Origin of the sequence: Deferrisoma camini S3R1, from assembly GCF_000526155.1 — a bacterium.
Taxonomy (GTDB): Bacteria; Desulfobacterota; Deferrisomatia; order Deferrisomatales; family Deferrisomataceae; genus Deferrisoma; species Deferrisoma camini.
The window spans coordinates 229,050-243,841 of sequence record NZ_JAFN01000001.1; the positions used below are offsets into that span (position 1 = coordinate 229,050).

General features: G+C 72.2%; 12 protein-coding genes. 4 read left to right on the forward strand and 8 right to left on the reverse strand.

The features are described from left to right. Positions 1–2 precede the first annotated feature (2 nt). Together DEFCA_RS0100955 and DEFCA_RS20095 are read right to left on the reverse strand one after the other, a co-directional pair. Positions 3–1,124, reverse strand: a complete 1,122-nt coding sequence (locus DEFCA_RS0100955; RefSeq protein ID WP_025321180.1) for an ABC transporter permease — start codon at positions 1,122–1,124, stop codon at positions 3–5. A gap of 31 nt (positions 1,125–1,155) precedes the next feature. Continuing rightward, entirely contained in the window at positions 1,156–4,062 is a 2,907-nt protein-coding gene (locus tag DEFCA_RS20095; RefSeq protein WP_025321181.1) for a PAS domain-containing protein, read from the reverse strand. Positions 4,063–4,306: 244 nt separating this feature from the next. Here DEFCA_RS20095 and DEFCA_RS0100965 point away from each other — a divergent pair, with 244 nt between their 5' ends. From DEFCA_RS0100965 to DEFCA_RS0100980, 4 genes are all read left to right on the forward strand, one after another. Then, positions 4,307–4,723, forward strand: coding sequence for an FxsA family protein (locus DEFCA_RS0100965; protein ID WP_025321182.1), 417 nt, complete (start codon positions 4,307–4,309; stop codon positions 4,721–4,723). A 346-nt stretch (positions 4,724–5,069) separates the two neighbouring features. Continuing rightward, entirely contained in the window at positions 5,070–5,459 is a 390-nt protein-coding gene (locus DEFCA_RS0100970) for a gamma-glutamylcyclotransferase family protein (RefSeq protein WP_025321183.1), read from the forward strand. A 207-nt stretch (positions 5,460–5,666) separates the two neighbouring features. Further along, on the forward strand, positions 5,667–7,148 hold the full coding sequence (locus DEFCA_RS0100975) for an efflux RND transporter periplasmic adaptor subunit (RefSeq protein WP_035802864.1): 1,482 nt from the start codon (positions 5,667–5,669) through the stop codon (positions 7,146–7,148). Then, the gene (locus DEFCA_RS0100980; RefSeq protein ID WP_025321185.1) at positions 7,145–10,429 is read left to right on the forward strand and encodes an efflux RND transporter permease subunit; all 3,285 of its coding nucleotides are present in this window, start codon (positions 7,145–7,147) and stop codon (positions 10,427–10,429) included. Before DEFCA_RS0100975 ends, DEFCA_RS0100980 begins: the two co-directional genes overlap by 4 nt. Positions 10,430–10,442: 13 nt before the next feature. Here the strand turns inward: DEFCA_RS0100980 and DEFCA_RS0100985 are convergent, their stop codons facing one another. The 6 genes from DEFCA_RS0100985 to DEFCA_RS0101010 all read right to left on the reverse strand — a co-directional run bounded on the left by DEFCA_RS0100985 (position 10,443) and on the right by DEFCA_RS0101010 (position 14,759). After that, positions 10,443–12,404 (reverse strand): C1 family peptidase, encoded by a 1,962-nt coding sequence (locus DEFCA_RS0100985; protein WP_025321186.1) that lies wholly within the window; start codon positions 12,402–12,404, stop codon positions 10,443–10,445. 16 nt (positions 12,405–12,420) lie between these two features. Next, a complete protein-coding gene (locus tag DEFCA_RS0100990) occupies positions 12,421–12,933 on the reverse strand; it encodes a hypothetical protein (protein ID WP_025321187.1) in 513 nt (170 codons plus the stop codon). Next, positions 12,930–13,223: a hypothetical protein gene (locus tag DEFCA_RS0100995; RefSeq protein ID WP_025321188.1), complete on the reverse strand. Its 294-nt coding sequence runs from the start codon at positions 13,221–13,223 to the stop codon at positions 12,930–12,932. The genes DEFCA_RS0100990 and DEFCA_RS0100995 overlap by 4 nt, the downstream gene beginning before the upstream one ends. Next, on the reverse strand, positions 13,223–13,462 hold the full coding sequence (locus DEFCA_RS0101000; RefSeq protein ID WP_025321189.1) for a hypothetical protein: 240 nt from the start codon (positions 13,460–13,462) through the stop codon (positions 13,223–13,225). The genes DEFCA_RS0100995 and DEFCA_RS0101000 overlap by 1 nt, the downstream gene beginning before the upstream one ends. A gap of 140 nt (positions 13,463–13,602) precedes the next feature. Beyond that, the gene (locus tag DEFCA_RS21875; protein WP_169709393.1) at positions 13,603–13,764 is read right to left on the reverse strand and encodes a hypothetical protein; all 162 of its coding nucleotides are present in this window, start codon (positions 13,762–13,764) and stop codon (positions 13,603–13,605) included. Positions 13,765–13,925: 161 nt separating this feature from the next. Continuing rightward, entirely contained in the window at positions 13,926–14,759 is an 834-nt protein-coding gene (locus DEFCA_RS0101010; RefSeq protein WP_025321190.1) for an AfsR/SARP family transcriptional regulator, read from the reverse strand. Positions 14,760–14,792: the final 33 nt, after the last annotated feature.

The window sequence follows — 14,792 nt, forward strand, 5'->3', positions numbered from 1 at the left end:
GGTCAGAACGGGAGGTACGCCAGGATCACGGCGAACAGGGAGTCCAGAAGGATCACCAGGAAGATGCCGGTGACCACGGCCGAGGTGGCGGCCCGGCCCACGGCGTTGGCACCCCCGCGCACGCCGAGCCCCTTGAAGCAGCCCACGGCCGCGGCCACGGTGCCGAACACGCATCCCTTGGCCACCCCCACGATCAGGTGCTGCAGGGTCAGCACGGCCCGCGTCTCCTCCAGGTACTGGGCCGCCGTGAGGTCCATGGCGAACACCCCCACCGCGAGCCCGCCGAGCACCCCGGCCAGGTCGGAGATCAGGATCAGCACCGGCATCGACACCGCCACGGCCGCCACCCGGGGCACCGCCAGGAATTCCACCGGGTCGAACCCCATGGTGGTGAGGGCGTCCACCTCCTCGTCCACCACCATGGCCCCCAGCTCGGCCGCATACCCGCTGCCGGAGCGGCCGGCCACCAGGATCGAGGTGATCACCGGGCCCAGCTCCCGCACGATGGCCAGGGCCACCATGTCGGCCACCAGCAGCTGGGCTCCGTAGGGCTTGAGCTGGAGTGAGCCCAGGAACCCCAGGATCAGCCCCAGCAGGGCCGCGCTCAGGGCCACGATGGGCACGGCGTCCACCCCGGCCCGGTCCACGAATCGCAGCATCTCCGCGAGCCGAAGCCGTGACCGCAGCAGGCACGAGAACGAGCACAGGAACAGCCCACCGGCGAAGGAGAACAGCCGGCGCATCTCGGTCAGCAGGTACAGGGCGTTCGTGCCCACCTGGAGCACCAGCCCGGGCTGGGGAGGGCGGCCGGGCAGCCTGCGGCAGGCCAAGTCCTCCCAGTCCACGGCCGAGAGCATGGCGGCCACGGAGCCCTGGGCGCCGGTGATCCGGAGCCGCCGTCCCCGGGGCCGGAGCTCCCGGTCGAGCTCCACCAGCACGGCCAGCGCCGCGGTGCCGAGGTGGGTCACGGTCGACAGGTCGAGCACCAGATCTTCGGAGCCCGTGCGGGCGTGCCGCCGGAGCGCCGTGCGCAGCTCGGCAGCCCGGTCGGCCGACAGCCGGCCTTCGATCGCCAGGGGGGCGGCGTCACGCTGCCCGGACGGGGAAACTCCGAGTCGGCCCATGGGTTGCCTCCGCGGTCGGCGTGCCAGTCTATCACATCCGCGGGCGCCGGCCCCCTGGCGGCGGAAACTCCCCGGCTCGGATCGCGGTTCCCCGCACGAGGGGTGCCAGCACCCGGCACAGGTCCGCGAAGGAATAGGGCTTGGAGACCGCCGCGTCGAACCCGTACTCCTGGGGATTGGCGATCGCCGGGGCCTCGGCGTACCCGCTGGCCGCCACGATCGGAACGGTCGGGTCCAGCTCGCGGATCCGCCGGCCGGCCTCCAGGCCACCCATGCCGCCGCGCACCGTGAGGTCCAGGACGATCGCCCGGTAGGGGCGGCCCTCTTCTTGGGCGCTCCGGAACGCGGCGACCGCCTGCTCCCCGTCCTCCACCACACGGGGGCGGGCTCCGCACGACTCCAGGTTCTCCTGGAGGATCTCCCGGAGCAGCGGATCGTCGTCCATCGCCAGGATCCGAAGGCCGGACACCACCTTCTCGGGCGACATGCCCTGGGCCGCCCCCTGCTCCGGCCGGGCCGAAGGGGCCGCCGGAAGGTAGACGGAGAAGGTGGCCCCGGCGCCTTCCCGGGACTCCACCTGGATCGTGCCGCCGTGGCGCCGGACTACCGAGTAGGAGGTGGCCAGCCCCAGGCCGGTGCCGTCTTGCTTGGTGGTGAAGTAGGGGTCGAAGATCCGGCGCAGGTGCTCCGGGGGAATGCCGCAGCCCTCGTCGGCCACGGTGATCCGCACGTAGCCCGCGGGGCTACGCCGGGGTTCCACAACGCCGGGGGCGGTCTCCACGTTCTCGGCTCGCACCCGCAGCCGCCCCCCCTCGGGCATGGCCTGCCGGGCGTTCACCACCAGGTTGGTGACGACCTGGTGGATCTGCTCCACGTCGGCGTCCACCGGCTTGAGGTCGGGGGCCAACCAGATCTCTGCCGTGACCGCGGAGCCTGCCAAGGGGAACCGCACCCAGTCCTCGAGCAGGGGCCCCAGTTGGACCCTCTCCCGCACCGGCTCACCGCCCCGGGCAAAGGTGAGGAGCTGGCGTGCCACGCCGGAGGCCCTGCGGCAGGCGTCCTGGGCCCGCCGTAGGGGTCCCAGGGCCCGCTCGGGAGACGTGGGGAGCCGGCGCTCCGCCAGCTCGAGGTTTCCGGAGATGCCCATGAGCAGGTTGTTGAAGTCGTGGGCGAGCCCCCCGGCGAACACCCCCAGGGCCTCCACGTGCTCGGACCGGACTCGCTCGCGCTCCAGGGCCCTGGCGTCGGTCACGTCGCGCATCACGATCACGGCCCCGGTGGCCGAAGGGGGGTCGGGCCGGAGGGCAAGGACCCGGGCGTCCACCTCGCGCCGGCCCCCGCCCCGGGGTTCCACGCAGCCCTCCCCGGCCCAGGGTTTCCCGCCGGCGAGCACGGCTTGCACCGCCTCGGCGAGCGAAAACCCCTCGCAAGGGGGAACCACCTCCTCGAGGGGCCGGCCCCTGGCGCGCTCTGCGGACCATCCGGTGACCCGCTCGGCCGCCGCGTTGAGGAAGGTGACGCAGGCCTCGCCGTCCACCGCGATCACGGCGTCGGACATGGTGCCGAGCAGGGTGTTCAGGTTCGCCCTTTCCCGGGCGAGCCGCTCCTCCGCCCGTTTCTGCCGGGTGATGTCCCGGGCCACGTACACCCAGCCCCGGTCCGACTCCCGCGTCCCCAGGGACACCGGCGTGGCCGACACGAGGAACACGCCCCCCAGCCGGGAGCTTCGCCACTCGCCCTCACCCCTGCCCGAGGCCGTCCGTTCCATCTCGGCCAGGCCCGCTTCCTCCATGCCCAGGCCGACCACCTCGGCGGGGGAGCGGCCGAGCCGCCGCGCCAGGGGCCGGTTCACCCGCCGGATCCTCCGGTCCGGCCCCACGACCGCAACGAGGTCGGGCACGGCGTCGAACGTGGCCTCCCACTCGGCCTTGGCCCGGGCCAGCGAAGCGAGCAGTTGGGCCCGCTCGGTGATGTCCCGGCCGACGGTCACGGCTCCGAGCGTCTGGCCGGCAGGGTCCTTGAGGGGCGCCACGAGGACCTCCAGGGTCGTGACCCCTCCCCCCGGGTCGGGCAGGTCCCTCACCACCCGGACCGTCGCGCCGGTCTCCATGGCGTCGGCCACCGGGCAGGCCCGCTCGCCCGCCCGGCACGGGACCCCGATGTTCTCGTGGAGCTCGCGGCAGCTCACGGCTCCTTCCGGACCGTTCACGTCGAATCCTGCCGCCCGGTTCCCCTGGATCACCCGGAGTTGCGGGTCCACCACCAGCACCCGGTCGGGCACCGTATCGAGCACGGTCCGCAAGAACCTTCGGGCCTGCTCGGCCCGGTGGTGCTCCCTCTCCAGGTACGCGATCAACAGCCCGACGGCCGTGACCAGGCTGAACGCCGCCCCCAGGGTGTACCCCCAGGGCGCCGCAGCCGGCAGGCGGGCCAGGAACGGGTAGTCCCACTTGTGCAGGCCCCAGAGCACGAACACGGCTCCGGTGAACCGCACGGCCGAGCCTGCCCGTGGGAACTGCTTCCCGCTCGCCAGGAGCACCCGGCCGGCCTCCAGGTTGGCGAACCCCAGGAACAGGAAGGTGGGGGCGGTGTACACCATGAACGGCGCCTTCCAGAGCGGCCCGGCGGCGACCCATGCGGACAGGGCCGCCGCCGTCAGGGCCCATCCCCCGGCCAGGCACCTGTCGGCGAACACCCGGGCCCCGCCGAGCAGGAGGTAGCCGCTCCACAGGGCGCAGAGCTGGTTCGCCACCTGCCACGGGGCGCGGGGGGCGCCCAGGGCGATGGGGACCATCGCCGCGAACCTCGCCGTGTACAACAGCCAGCCCCAGGTCCAGAGCCGGAGAAACGCCTCGCGGTACGCGCGGGTGAGGTATCCGTAGACCCCCACGAGGATCAGGGATCCCAGCAAGGGGGGGATGATCCAGAACAGCGACACCCGAAAACCTCCTGCGTTCGACCTCCCCCCCGAGGCCCCTCTTTCTCCCCCTTCCTTTTCGGGTTTGGATCGGCCGAACCCGGCGCAACCTTGACGGGGGCGGGGGGGAGGCGCCCCCAAACTTCCCACGCTCCCCTCCTGGGAGCGCGGGGCCGAAACCGTGTACAATGACCGCACCGAGTACGCACAAGCGGCGAAGTTCGCACCAAGATCCGACGACCAGCAACCAACCCCCGGAGTCCCCATGTTCGCCCGGCTCGTTCTTTTGTTCACCCTGGTCCCGGCCCTGGAGATCTACCTGCTGATCAAGGTGGGCGCCGGGATCGGGGCCATGAACACGATCCTCCTGATCATCGCCACCGGGGTGGTGGGGGCCCACTACGCCCGGCTCCAGGGGTTCTACGTGCTGCGGCGGCTGGAGGCCAGCCTGGCCGAGGGCCGGTTGCCCGCCGGAGAGATCCTGGAGGGGGCCATGCTGCTCGTGGGCGGGGCCCTGCTGATCACCCCCGGGTTCCTCACCGACCTCGTGGGCTTCAGCCTGGTGTTCCCCCTGACCCGGGAGTGGTGGCGCCGCCGCCTGGTGGAGTGGCTCCGCCGCAGGCTGGAGCGCGGCGAGATCGTGATCGTGCGCCGTCGGGGTCCGTGGGACGGGGGCCCGTAGCGAGCCGCGACAGAATAGGCACGCTTCATCGGGGGTCGGGGCAAGGGGCCTGGTTCCGGCCGTGCGTGAGTGCAGCATCCGACTTGCGCTGCATCCGGCACTCAGCCCGAAATGCCCCGGGAGCGGTGGTGGGACAGGTTCTGGAAACGCAATCTAGGCCCATCGACAAGGCGGGCATCGGCTGAGTGCCGGATGCAGCGACTGTAGGAGCCATGCACGGCTCTCCACCAGGCCCCTTGCCCCGACCGGCAATGCTCGCCCCGTCCCATACGCGAAGTCTGCGTTCTGCAAGCAGGCCTCGGCGGAGCCTACCGGAGCTGAATTTTGCACCCTATAGCACAAACCCATGCGCCCCAGCTTTTGTGATCGAGTGTTCGTGTACGGCACCCTGAAGCAGGGGGGGATCTACCACTCCCTCATCGCTCCCCACCTGCTCGAGGTGCAGGAGGGGTGGGTGCCCGGCGTTCTCGTGGACCTGGGGACGTACCCGGGCTGGGTCCCAGGGCCGGGCCGGGTGTGGGGGGAGGTGGTGCGGGTCGCACCGGTGGTCGAGGCCCTGGCCAAGTTGGACGAGTTGGAGGACTACCACGGCCCGGGCCGGCCCGAGAACCTGTACGAGCGGGTCTTGGTGAAAGTGGAAACGGCGACAGCCCCGGTGGAGGCATGGGCCTACCGCTACCTGGGCCCCACCGAGGGCCGCCCGGCGGTGCCCGGGGGGCGGTGGCCGGTGGGGTGACGAGGCCGTTCCACCCCTTGGGCTCTTGGTTGTCCGGGGGCATCGGTTCCCGTATCATCGTGAACCGCCGTTCAGAGAGGGGTGGGAACCGACGGCGGCCGCGGGGGGGATCGGAACCGTAACGGCCACCCAAGGCGCCCTCGGGCGCGGGGTGGCCGTTTTCCTCCAGGAGCCTCTCCTTGTGAACCCCATCACCGGAGAACGCGGGTGAGCGAAGCCGAAGTCCCGAACCACAACCACAGGAGCCGGGTGGCGAGCGTGGTCTCGTGGGCCGTGACCCTGTTCCTGGTGGGGTTGGTGGTGCTGGTGGTGGTGTACGGGGTGACCCGGCCCAAGCCGCCCGCGCCCCAGCCCGTGGCCCACGTGGCCAACGTGGAGGTGCGCACCGTGCGGCCGCGGCCCTACGAGGAGCGGCTGGACCTGCCGGCCCGCCTGGTGGCCCAACGGGAGGCCGGCGTGGCGCCGGAGTTCGGCGGCCGGCTCCGGCGGTGGCTGGTGGCCGAGGGGGCGGCCGTGGCCCAGGGCCAGGTGGTGGCCGAGCTGGACACCGAGGCCCTGGAGGCCCAGCAGGCCGAGCTGGAGGCCCGGCGCGCCACGGCCGAGGCCACCGTGGCCCGGGCCGCCTCGGCCGTGGAGGCCGCCCGGGTGGCCCGGGACCAGGCCGAGCGCCAGGCGGCCCAGGCCGAGCTCGCGGTGGAGGCGGCCCGCTCGGCGGCAGGCCTGGCCGAGAAGGAGTGGGCCCGGGCCGACCAGCTGGTCCGGGCCGGGGTGCTGGACCGGGCCCGGCTCGACCAGGCGGAGAACGCCCGCACCCAGGCCCGGGTGGCGGTGGACCAGGCCGAGCAGGGGTTCGAGGCGGCCCGCCTCGGCGTGGCCCGGGCCGAGGCCGCGATCGCCGAGGCCCAGAAGGCCCTGGAGGCGGCCCGGGCCGGCGTGGTGGAGGTGGACCGGGCGCTGGACTCGGTCCGTGTGCGGCTCGACAAGGCCCGGATCCGGGCCCCGATCCCGGGCCGGCTCGACGCCCACCTGGCCGAGCCGGGCGAGGTGATCGCCCCCGGCCAGGAGATCGCCCGGATCTACGACCTGTCGTCGCTGAAGGCCGTGGTGGACGTGCCCGAGCGGTACGTGGCGTTCCTGGACCCGGCCAACCCGGCCCTGGCCGCCTACGCCTCGGCGGCCCGGCCCGGAGCGGTGGTGGGGGCCCGGGCCCGGGTGGTGGTGCCGGGGCTTCCCAAGCTCACCGGTGGGGAGGAGGAGGGGCTCGCCCTGGCCGCCGAGATCGTGCGGGTGGGCCAGGCGGCCGATCCGGAGAGCAACACGTTTCCGGTGGAGCTGCGGGTGCCCAACCCCTCGGACACCCTGCGGCAGGGCCTGATCGCCCGGGCCGAGATCGAGTACCTGAGCTATCCGGAGGCGATCGTCATCCCCTCGTCCGCGATCCAGGTCACCGACCAGGGCCCCCGGGTGCTGGTGGTGGAGGAGGAGGAAGGGGGTCGGCCCGTGGCCCGGGTGCGCGACATCGTGCCGGCCTCGATCCGGGGCGACGAGGTGCTGGTGCTCTCGGGCCTCGCGCCGGGGGACCGGCTGATCGTGGCCGGCTGGAAGGGGCTGGTCTCCGGCCAGGCCGTGCGGATCGTGGTGGAGGACGGCGCGGTGGTGGCGTCGGACGGCGGAGGGAAGGCGGAGTGATCGTCACCCGGTTCTCGGTCCGCCACTTCATGGCGGTGTTGGTGGCGTGCGTGGGCATCGTGGTGCTGGGCACGGCGGCGTACTTCTCGATGCCCCGCGAGGCGTTCCCCGACGTCAAGGTGCCCGTGATCACGGTGACCACCGTGCTCGACGGGGCCAACCCCACCGACATCGAGACCTCGGTCACGGTGCCCCTGGAGACCGAGCTCGACGGCGTGGAGGGCGTGAAGGAGATCCGCAGCACCTCCATGACCGATCTGTCGGTCATCTCCATCGAGTTCGACCCCGAGGTGGACACCCAGGTGGCCCTGTCGCGCGTGCGCGACGCGGTGGACAAGGCCAAGGGCGAGCTGCCCCCCGAGGCCGACGACCCGATCGTGAAGGAGTTCTCGTTCTCGGGCGACGTGCCGGTGATGGTGGTGAACCTGGTGGGGCCGGCGAGCATGGCCCTGTCGGAGCTCAAGGACCTGGCCGACCGGGTGGAGGACGAGATCCAGCGGATCCCCGGGGTGCTCGACGTGAAGATCCGGGGCGGCCGGGAGCGCCAGGTGCGCATCGAGGTGGATCCGGTGCGGCTCAGGTACTACGGCCTGGTGCCGGCCCAGGTGGAGGCCGCGGTGCGCGGCGCCAACCACAACGTGTCGGCCGGGGTGGCCGACGGCCCGCTGACCCGGGTGATCTACCGGGTGCCCGGCGAGTTCCGGAGCCCGGCCGAGATCTACGACCTGGTGGTGGGCCGGTCGGCCGACGGGGTCCCCGTGTACCTCAAGGACGTGGCCACCGTGACCTACGCCTTCGCCGACGAGACCGCCCGGGCCCGGCTCTACGACTTCCGGGCCGAGGACGGCGAGCGGTCCGTGGGCCGGTACGTGGAGCCCCAGAAGACGGTGTCGCTGGAGATCATGAAGAAGAGCGGCGAGAACATCATTGCCGTGACCGACGCCGTGAAGGGGCTGCTGGCCGAGCTGGGGCTGCCCCCCCAGGTCAAGGCCGTGGTGGCGCTCGACACCTCCCGGGACGTGCGGCGGATGGTGAGCGACCTGGAGAACGGCATCCTCACCTCCCTGGTGCTGGTGCTGGGGGTGATCCTGATCGGCCTGGGGGCCCGCAACGCGTTCCTGGTGGCCTGGGCGATCCCGTTCTCCATGCTGCTGTCGATCCTGGTGCTGCGGCTCCTGGACTACACCTTGAACATGATGGTGCTGTTCTCCCTGCTCCTGGCGCTCGGCATGCTGGTGGACAACGCCATCGTGATCGTGGAGAACATCTACCGCCACCACAGCCTGGGGCTGTCGCGGCCCCGGGCCGCGATCCAGGGCACGGCCGAGGTGGCCTGGCCGGTGATCACCTCCACCTCCACCACCGTGGCCGCGTTCCTGCCCATGGTGTTCTGGCCGGGCATCATGGGCGAGTTCATGGCCTACCTGCCGGTCACGGTGATCGTGGTGCTCACCAGCTCCCTGTTCGTGGCCCTGGTGATCAACCCGACCCTGTGCGCCCTCGTGATGAAGCGCAAGCGGGGCGCCGAGGCCACCGTGGACCCCGAGACCACCCGCCCCACCTACCGGGCCGTGGTATGGTACGGCCGGTTCCTGGAGTTCCTGCTCGACCGGCCCGTGTGGACCCTGACCACGGGGTTCGGCGTGCTGCTGCTGGTGTTCGCGGTGTACGGGGTGTTCGGCCACGGGGTGGAGTTCTTCCCGACCATCGACCCCAACCTGGTCATGGTCAGCGTGACCCCGCCCGAGGGCACCAGCCTCGACGCCTCGGACCGGCTGAGCCGCCTGGCCGAGGACCGGATCTTCGGCCGGCCCGGCTCCGGGTACGACCGGCCGGTGGAGAACCTAAAGCACGCCACGGTCACGGTGGGGTTGGAGGCCCGGGGCGGGTTCGGCGAGGAGGGGCTGGGGCCGGTGGTGACCCGGATCCAGTTCGTAGAGCGGCCGTTGCGCACCGAGCCCACCTCCGAGACCCTGGCCGAGATCCGACGCCGGCTCGAGGGGTTGGACCCCTCGGGCCGGCGGGTGGCCCCTCCGCTGTACGGTGCCGAGTTCAACGTGGTGAAGCCCCAGGAGGGGCCGCCCACCGGCAAGCCGGTGTCCATCCAGATCTTCGGGGACGACCTGGCCCGGATGGCTGCCGTGGCCGAGGACATGAAGGCCCTGATGGCCGCCGTGCCCGGGGTGGCCAAGCCCACGGACGACGCGGCCACGGCCCAGCCCACCCTGGAGTGGACCGTGGACCGGGCCCGGGCCGGCATGTTGGGGCTGGATCAGGCCTCGGTGGCCGGGGCGCTCCAAATGATCGTGGGCGGCCGCCGGGCCGGCACCTTCGGCCACGGCGACGACGAGCAGGACATCTGGTTCCGGCTGCCCCGGCCCTACCGCCTCGACACCGACCGGGTGCTCGCGGTGCCCATTCCCACCCCCCTGGGCGGGGCCGTGGCGGTGGCCTCGGTGGCCCGGCCGGAGCTGGTGCCCGGCCCGATCCAGGTCAAGCACCTGGACCGGAAGCGGGTGCTCACGGTGGGGGCCGACGTGGAGCCCTGGGTGCGGGCCGATGCCGACGTGCGCGCCGCGTTCCAGGCCCGGGCCCGGGAGTACCCGTTCCCGCCCGGCATCACTTACCGGTTCGCCGGCGCGGCCGAGGAGCAGGAGGAGTCCACCCGGTTCCTCACTGAGGCCTTCGTGGTGGCCCTGTTCCTGATCGCGCTGGTGCTGGTGCTCCAGTTCAACTCGATCCTGGTGCCGGCCATCGTGATGACCTCGGTGGTGCTGAGCTTCATCGGGGTGTTCCTGGGGCTCCTGGCGTTCCGGATGCCGTTCGGCATCATCATGAGCGGGATCGGGGTGATCTCCCTGGCCGGGGTGGTGGTGAACAACGCCATCGTGCTGCTGGACGCGGTGCGTCAGTTCCAGCGCCGGGGCCAGAGCGTGCGCGAGGCCGTGGTGAGCGCGGGCATGGTCCGGTTCCGGCCGGTGCTCCTCACGGCCGTCACCACGATCCTGGGGCTGGTGCCCATGGCCCTCAAGATCAACATCGACTTCCTGCACCTGACCTACCAGTACAACACCGAGTCCTCCCAGTGGTGGCAGTCCATGGCCGTGGCCATCATCTTCGGCCTGGCCGTGGCCACCGTGCTCACCCTGGGGGTGGTGCCCACCCTGTACCTGCTCTACGCCCGGTTCCGGCTGTGGCTGTTCCGCAGGCTGGGCTGGAGGCTCGACCGCGAGATGGACATCATGGGCCTGGCCGAGGAGCTGGAGCAGGCCTCGGGGTAGGTTCTGCCGAGGCTCACACGGCGGGCCGGCGGTCCCGGAGGCCCCCGGCGCTGCGGAGGAACGTGGGCCCTGCGCCGGTGCGGGGGGCGTCGAGGATGCGGGCCAGGGTGGCCCGGACCGTGGCCGGGTCGTCGTCGAAGTCCCCGTGGTGGCGGGCGCGGGAGGCGCCGGCCGAGCCCACGGGCTCGGTGTTGGGGGCGAGGACCCAGCTCTCGCCCCGGACGAGCACCCGCCCCAGGTCCGGGTCGTCGGCCACGAACCGCTCCATGCCCAGGATCGGTTCCCCGTCCCGGACCCCGGGAATGCGCGGCCGGGCCTCGAAGGCGTTCGACACCAGGTACAGCAGGGACTTGTGATAGATGTTGGCGCAGTGGTCGTCCTGCTCGGCCTCGTCGGTCAGGGTGAACAAGGTGAACCGGCCGATGCCCCCGTCCCGCACGGCCGGGAGGTAGCAGGCCTTGAACAGTTCCACGGTGCACGCCGGCGCCCACAGGGTGCACGAGGCCACCGGCAGCCCCAGCCCCATGCGGCCCGCCATGGGCCCCGAGGGGATCCTCCCCCGGGCGGTGAGCCACTGGACCAGCGGGGCCAGGAAGATGCTCCCGGCGCTGTGGCCGGCCAGATGGATCTCCAGGTCCGGGTCGGCCCGGGCCAGGTCGGCCACGAGCTCCCCCACCCACCGGGCCGCGCCGTCCCGGCGCGTGGTGGAGCGCAGCGCGTTCTCCTTCATCTCGTCCCACACCGCCTTGCCGCCCAGGCCCCGGGCCAGGGGCTCCAGGGCGTCGTCCAGCCGGTCCAGCAGGAAGTCCTTGGCCTTGTCCCAGAACCCCTCGGGCCGCCGCCGGCCCAGGGCGTCGTCCAGGATGTTCCGGACCGTGGTCCAGAAATCCGTCTTCCACACGAAGGCCAGGGGGTAGACCTCGGCCCCGAGCAGGGCCGCCCGGTACTCGGCCACCCGCTGGATCGCGGTCTTCTCGTCCACCAGCCCCCCGTGGGCGTAGAGGAGCACGCGTTTCCGGCCCCACCCGGCCACGGCCCGAGGGATCTCGGTGCGCACGATCTCGGCCACCTCGGCCCGGGAGGTGCCGTAGGTGCCGCCCTGGCGCAGCCGGCCGTCGTTGCCCACGCTCACCAGGTGGGGCCGCAGGTCGGCGTAGGCGTAGCCGCCGGCCAGGTTGCCCCGGGCCGACAGCCCGGCGGCCACGGTCTGGCGGGCCAGCGCCACCGGCGCCCCGAGCCGGGTCACCCACACGTCCATGGCGTTCTCGAACCAGTCGTCGTAGGTGACCAGCGCGAGCCCCCGCTGCCCCCACCCCGGCCCCCAGGAGTTCTGGATCCAGAACCCCCTCTCGTCGTAGGCCACGATGGCGAAGGCATGGCCGCCCACCCGGTCGGGCCGGTGGGGGATCACCCCGTCGGCCTCGGACTCATACCACCCCGTGTGGATCCAGGAGGTGGCGAACAGCACCCCCACCTCGGCCAGGGCCGTGTGGAGCGCGGCCAGGTCGTGGTGGTTCACCCGGTAGTAGGCGCCCAGGGGCCGGCGGCCGGCGTCCCGGGCGATCGCGGCCGTGAGTCGGCCCCGGTTCCGGCGCCGGGGCCAGAGCCGTGCCGCGCACACCCCGTGCTTGTGCCAGCCCTTCACCGCGCCCCGGGCGCTGGAGCCCTCGTAGCCCTCGCCGGGCCACTCGTCGTACCGCCGGGCCAGATCGTAGAGCATCCAGGGGCTCACCCGGGTTCGGTCGGGCTCCACGCTGCGGGTGCGCAGCAGGAAGTGGACCACCGTGGCCAGCCCGAACCCGGTGCATGCGCCGTCCGGCCCCTGGTCCAGCACCGGCACCCGGGCCCGCCGGAACCGCTCCACCGGCAGCCGGGGGGGCACCTCGATCAGGGTGGGCTCGAACAAGCGGTCGCGGAAGTCGGCCGTGTCGGGCCGGGCGTCGAAGCGGTAGGTCTCGAAGGGGACCGGGGACATGGAAGCGCTCCTTTCCCTACGGAGAAGAGGGCGGTTGGGACGGGGCGTCCGGCCCGGGCCGGCGCATCGAGCCGAACAGGTAGCCCACGATGGCGCCCAGGATGCCCATGGCCGCGGTGAGCTGCTGCTCGGCATCGGCCAACACCACGATGAACACGGTGGCGAACACCACGAGAACGAGCCCGCTTGCGTTGAGGACCTGGGCGGTCGAGTGGGGGGATCGCCACAGCAGAACCCCGAGCACCGAGGCCAGGCTCACCACCAGGGTGATGCTCAGCAGCACGCACTCGATCACCCGGTTGGCCTCCTGCTTCATCCGGTACTCGTGCAGGAGCTTCAGATAGAGCTGGTAGTCGGTGCTCGTCGCCGTGAGGTCCGAGGGCGGCACACCGGCGAGGTCGGTGGCATCCACCAGTTTCATCAGCGCGTCCACCCGGTTCGGGGCGGGGGTGTCGCCGGGCGCCCCACCCGGCACGAGGACGAGGAAGGCGGCGAGGACGGCCACCGGCAGCGGGCCCCGACCGATCACGGCTGTTCCTCCAGGATCCGCAGGAACCGGTAGTACCGGTACGCGGCCTCCTCGTTTCCCTGCTCCTTTGCCTGCTTCAGCCGCTCCGCGAGCCGTGCCGCCAGGTCCCGGCGTTCCTCTGGGGTGAGCCGGGCCGCCTGCTGCCGAAACTCCCGGAACGGGTCGGGCCGGGGCGCGGGCTGCTGAGCCGGGGGCGGAGGGGCGAAGGGGCGCAACTCGCCGCCCCACCCCGGTTGGGCGCCGAGCCAGAGCGGAACGCCGAGGCCGAGCAGCAGAGGTTTCCAACGCATCAGGGCCGCCCCTTTCGGGCCGCGACGATCGGCCCAACGTTCTCGGGAAGCACCGGAACCCCCTCGATCTCGTCCGGGAGGGGAGGGTCCACGGAACATGCCGGCCGCTCCGTGCCGACCCGGATGCAGGCCGCCCCGTCGGGCCCGAGCCCCACCCAGACCCCCACCACCCCGGTTCTCGAAAGAAGGGCGGCCCGATGCCGGGCCAGCACGTCTTGGGCCTGATCCACGGTGGCCATCGCGTCTCCTGGAGGAACGAAAGAACAACCTGCCGCAGGTTCGGGCGGTGTCAACGAACCGCCCCGGTGTGCCCGTTGCCGCGGCACGGTGCCAAGGTCCACCCCCGGGTGGGGGCTGCGGTCGACCAACTCGGGGAAGCTCAGAAGAAGTCGAACCGCACGTAGGGCACGAACACCGAGTCGGGGTGTCGAAAGCTCACCCGGGACGTGGACCCCCCGCCCGACGTGTAGGCATGGACCCGCAGCTGTACCTCGGCGATCTGCACCTCGCGCACCGCCTGTTCCACCCCTTCGGTTGCCATGACCACCTCCCGGGCCTCGCCCGCTTGTGGGAACCCCCGTCGAGGGGCACCCAACCCGATCCAGATCACCGGGGAGTCACCGGGGAGTCACCGGAACGTCACCGGGCAGAAAAATATCCGTTTGGTGCGAGAAAGAACCGAAAGGACGGGAGCGCGGGGGGCTATTTGAGGAGCCGTTCGAGCCGGTCGATACAGCGATCGAGGCGGTCCAGGGCCGCGGCGAGGCGGGGATCAGGGGATTCGAGGGGCGGCCGAGGCGGTCCAGGGAGCCGCGCCTGTTCGGCCAAGCGAAGGGTCTCGGGGTCGGGGGTGGCGTCCAGTTGATCGCGCAGCGCAGCCCGGCATCGCTCGAACTGGCGGAGGGCGAGCCCCCGGCGGCCGGCCTCCAGGTGGATCTGCATGACGTGGCGGTGCACGTCTTCGCGCAGCGAATCCTCGTCCAGCAGGCGCAAGGCCGCAGCCAGGGCCTGTTCGTACATGCCGTAGTACGCGTAGAAGCGGGTCAGGGTCTCGAGCGCGGCATGGCGCCTGCGGCGGACGCTCTCCCGTTCCAGATCGATCCACGGGGCGTCCCACCCGGAGAGGAGATCCCCGGTGTGGAGGGCGAGCCCGGCCTCGGCCTGGGTCGCCCGATCAAACGAAAGGGAGTGGAAGGGGTGGGTCGCCGCCGGCTCGGTGAGTCGGAGAAACTCGTCGAGGTCGAACCAGTGCCCATCGAGGTCGATCGCCACCTCCGCACGGTTCGCGACGAGGCACCGTCCGCCGCCGAGTGCCCCGTTGAGCCTCCACAGGGCGGTGCTGAGGCAACGCCGGGCGCGCGCGTCGGGCAGGCCGGCCCAGAGGGTTCCCGCGAGGGTGTCCCGGGGCACTCTGCGTCCGGCGCACAGGAGATAGGCAAGCACGGCGGCCGCGCTGGCCGGCAGGGAAACCGCCTGGCCGCTCGGTACACACTCCACCCGCAGTTCGCCCAGCACGAAGAACCGAAGCCCGCCCATCGCAGTGTCTCCGGAGTCCGGAGCAGCGGCCCC

Excerpts from the sequence above, each read along its gene's own strand:
- DEFCA_RS0101000 (WP_025321189.1), bottom strand. The coding sequence starts at position 13,462 with ATGGCCACCGTGGATCAGGCCCAAGACGTGCTGGCCCGGCATCGGGCC.
- DEFCA_RS21875 (WP_169709393.1), bottom strand. The coding sequence starts at position 13,764 with ATGGCAACCGAAGGGGTGGAACAGGCGGTGCGCGAGGTGCAGATCGCC.
- DEFCA_RS0100985 (WP_025321186.1), bottom strand. The coding sequence starts at position 12,404 with ATGTCCCCGGTCCCCTTCGAGACCTACCGCTTCGACGCCCGGCCCGAC.
- DEFCA_RS0100955 (WP_025321180.1), bottom strand. The coding sequence starts at position 1,124 with ATGGGCCGACTCGGAGTTTCCCCGTCCGGGCAGCGTGACGCCGCCCCC.
- DEFCA_RS0100970 (WP_025321183.1), top strand. The coding sequence starts at position 5,070 with ATGCGCCCCAGCTTTTGTGATCGAGTGTTCGTGTACGGCACCCTGAAG.
- DEFCA_RS0101010 (WP_025321190.1), bottom strand. The coding sequence starts at position 14,759 with ATGGGCGGGCTTCGGTTCTTCGTGCTGGGCGAACTGCGGGTGGAGTGT.
- DEFCA_RS0100995 (WP_025321188.1), bottom strand. The coding sequence starts at position 13,223 with ATGCGTTGGAAACCTCTGCTGCTCGGCCTCGGCGTTCCGCTCTGGCTC.
- DEFCA_RS0100965 (WP_025321182.1), top strand. The coding sequence starts at position 4,307 with ATGTTCGCCCGGCTCGTTCTTTTGTTCACCCTGGTCCCGGCCCTGGAG.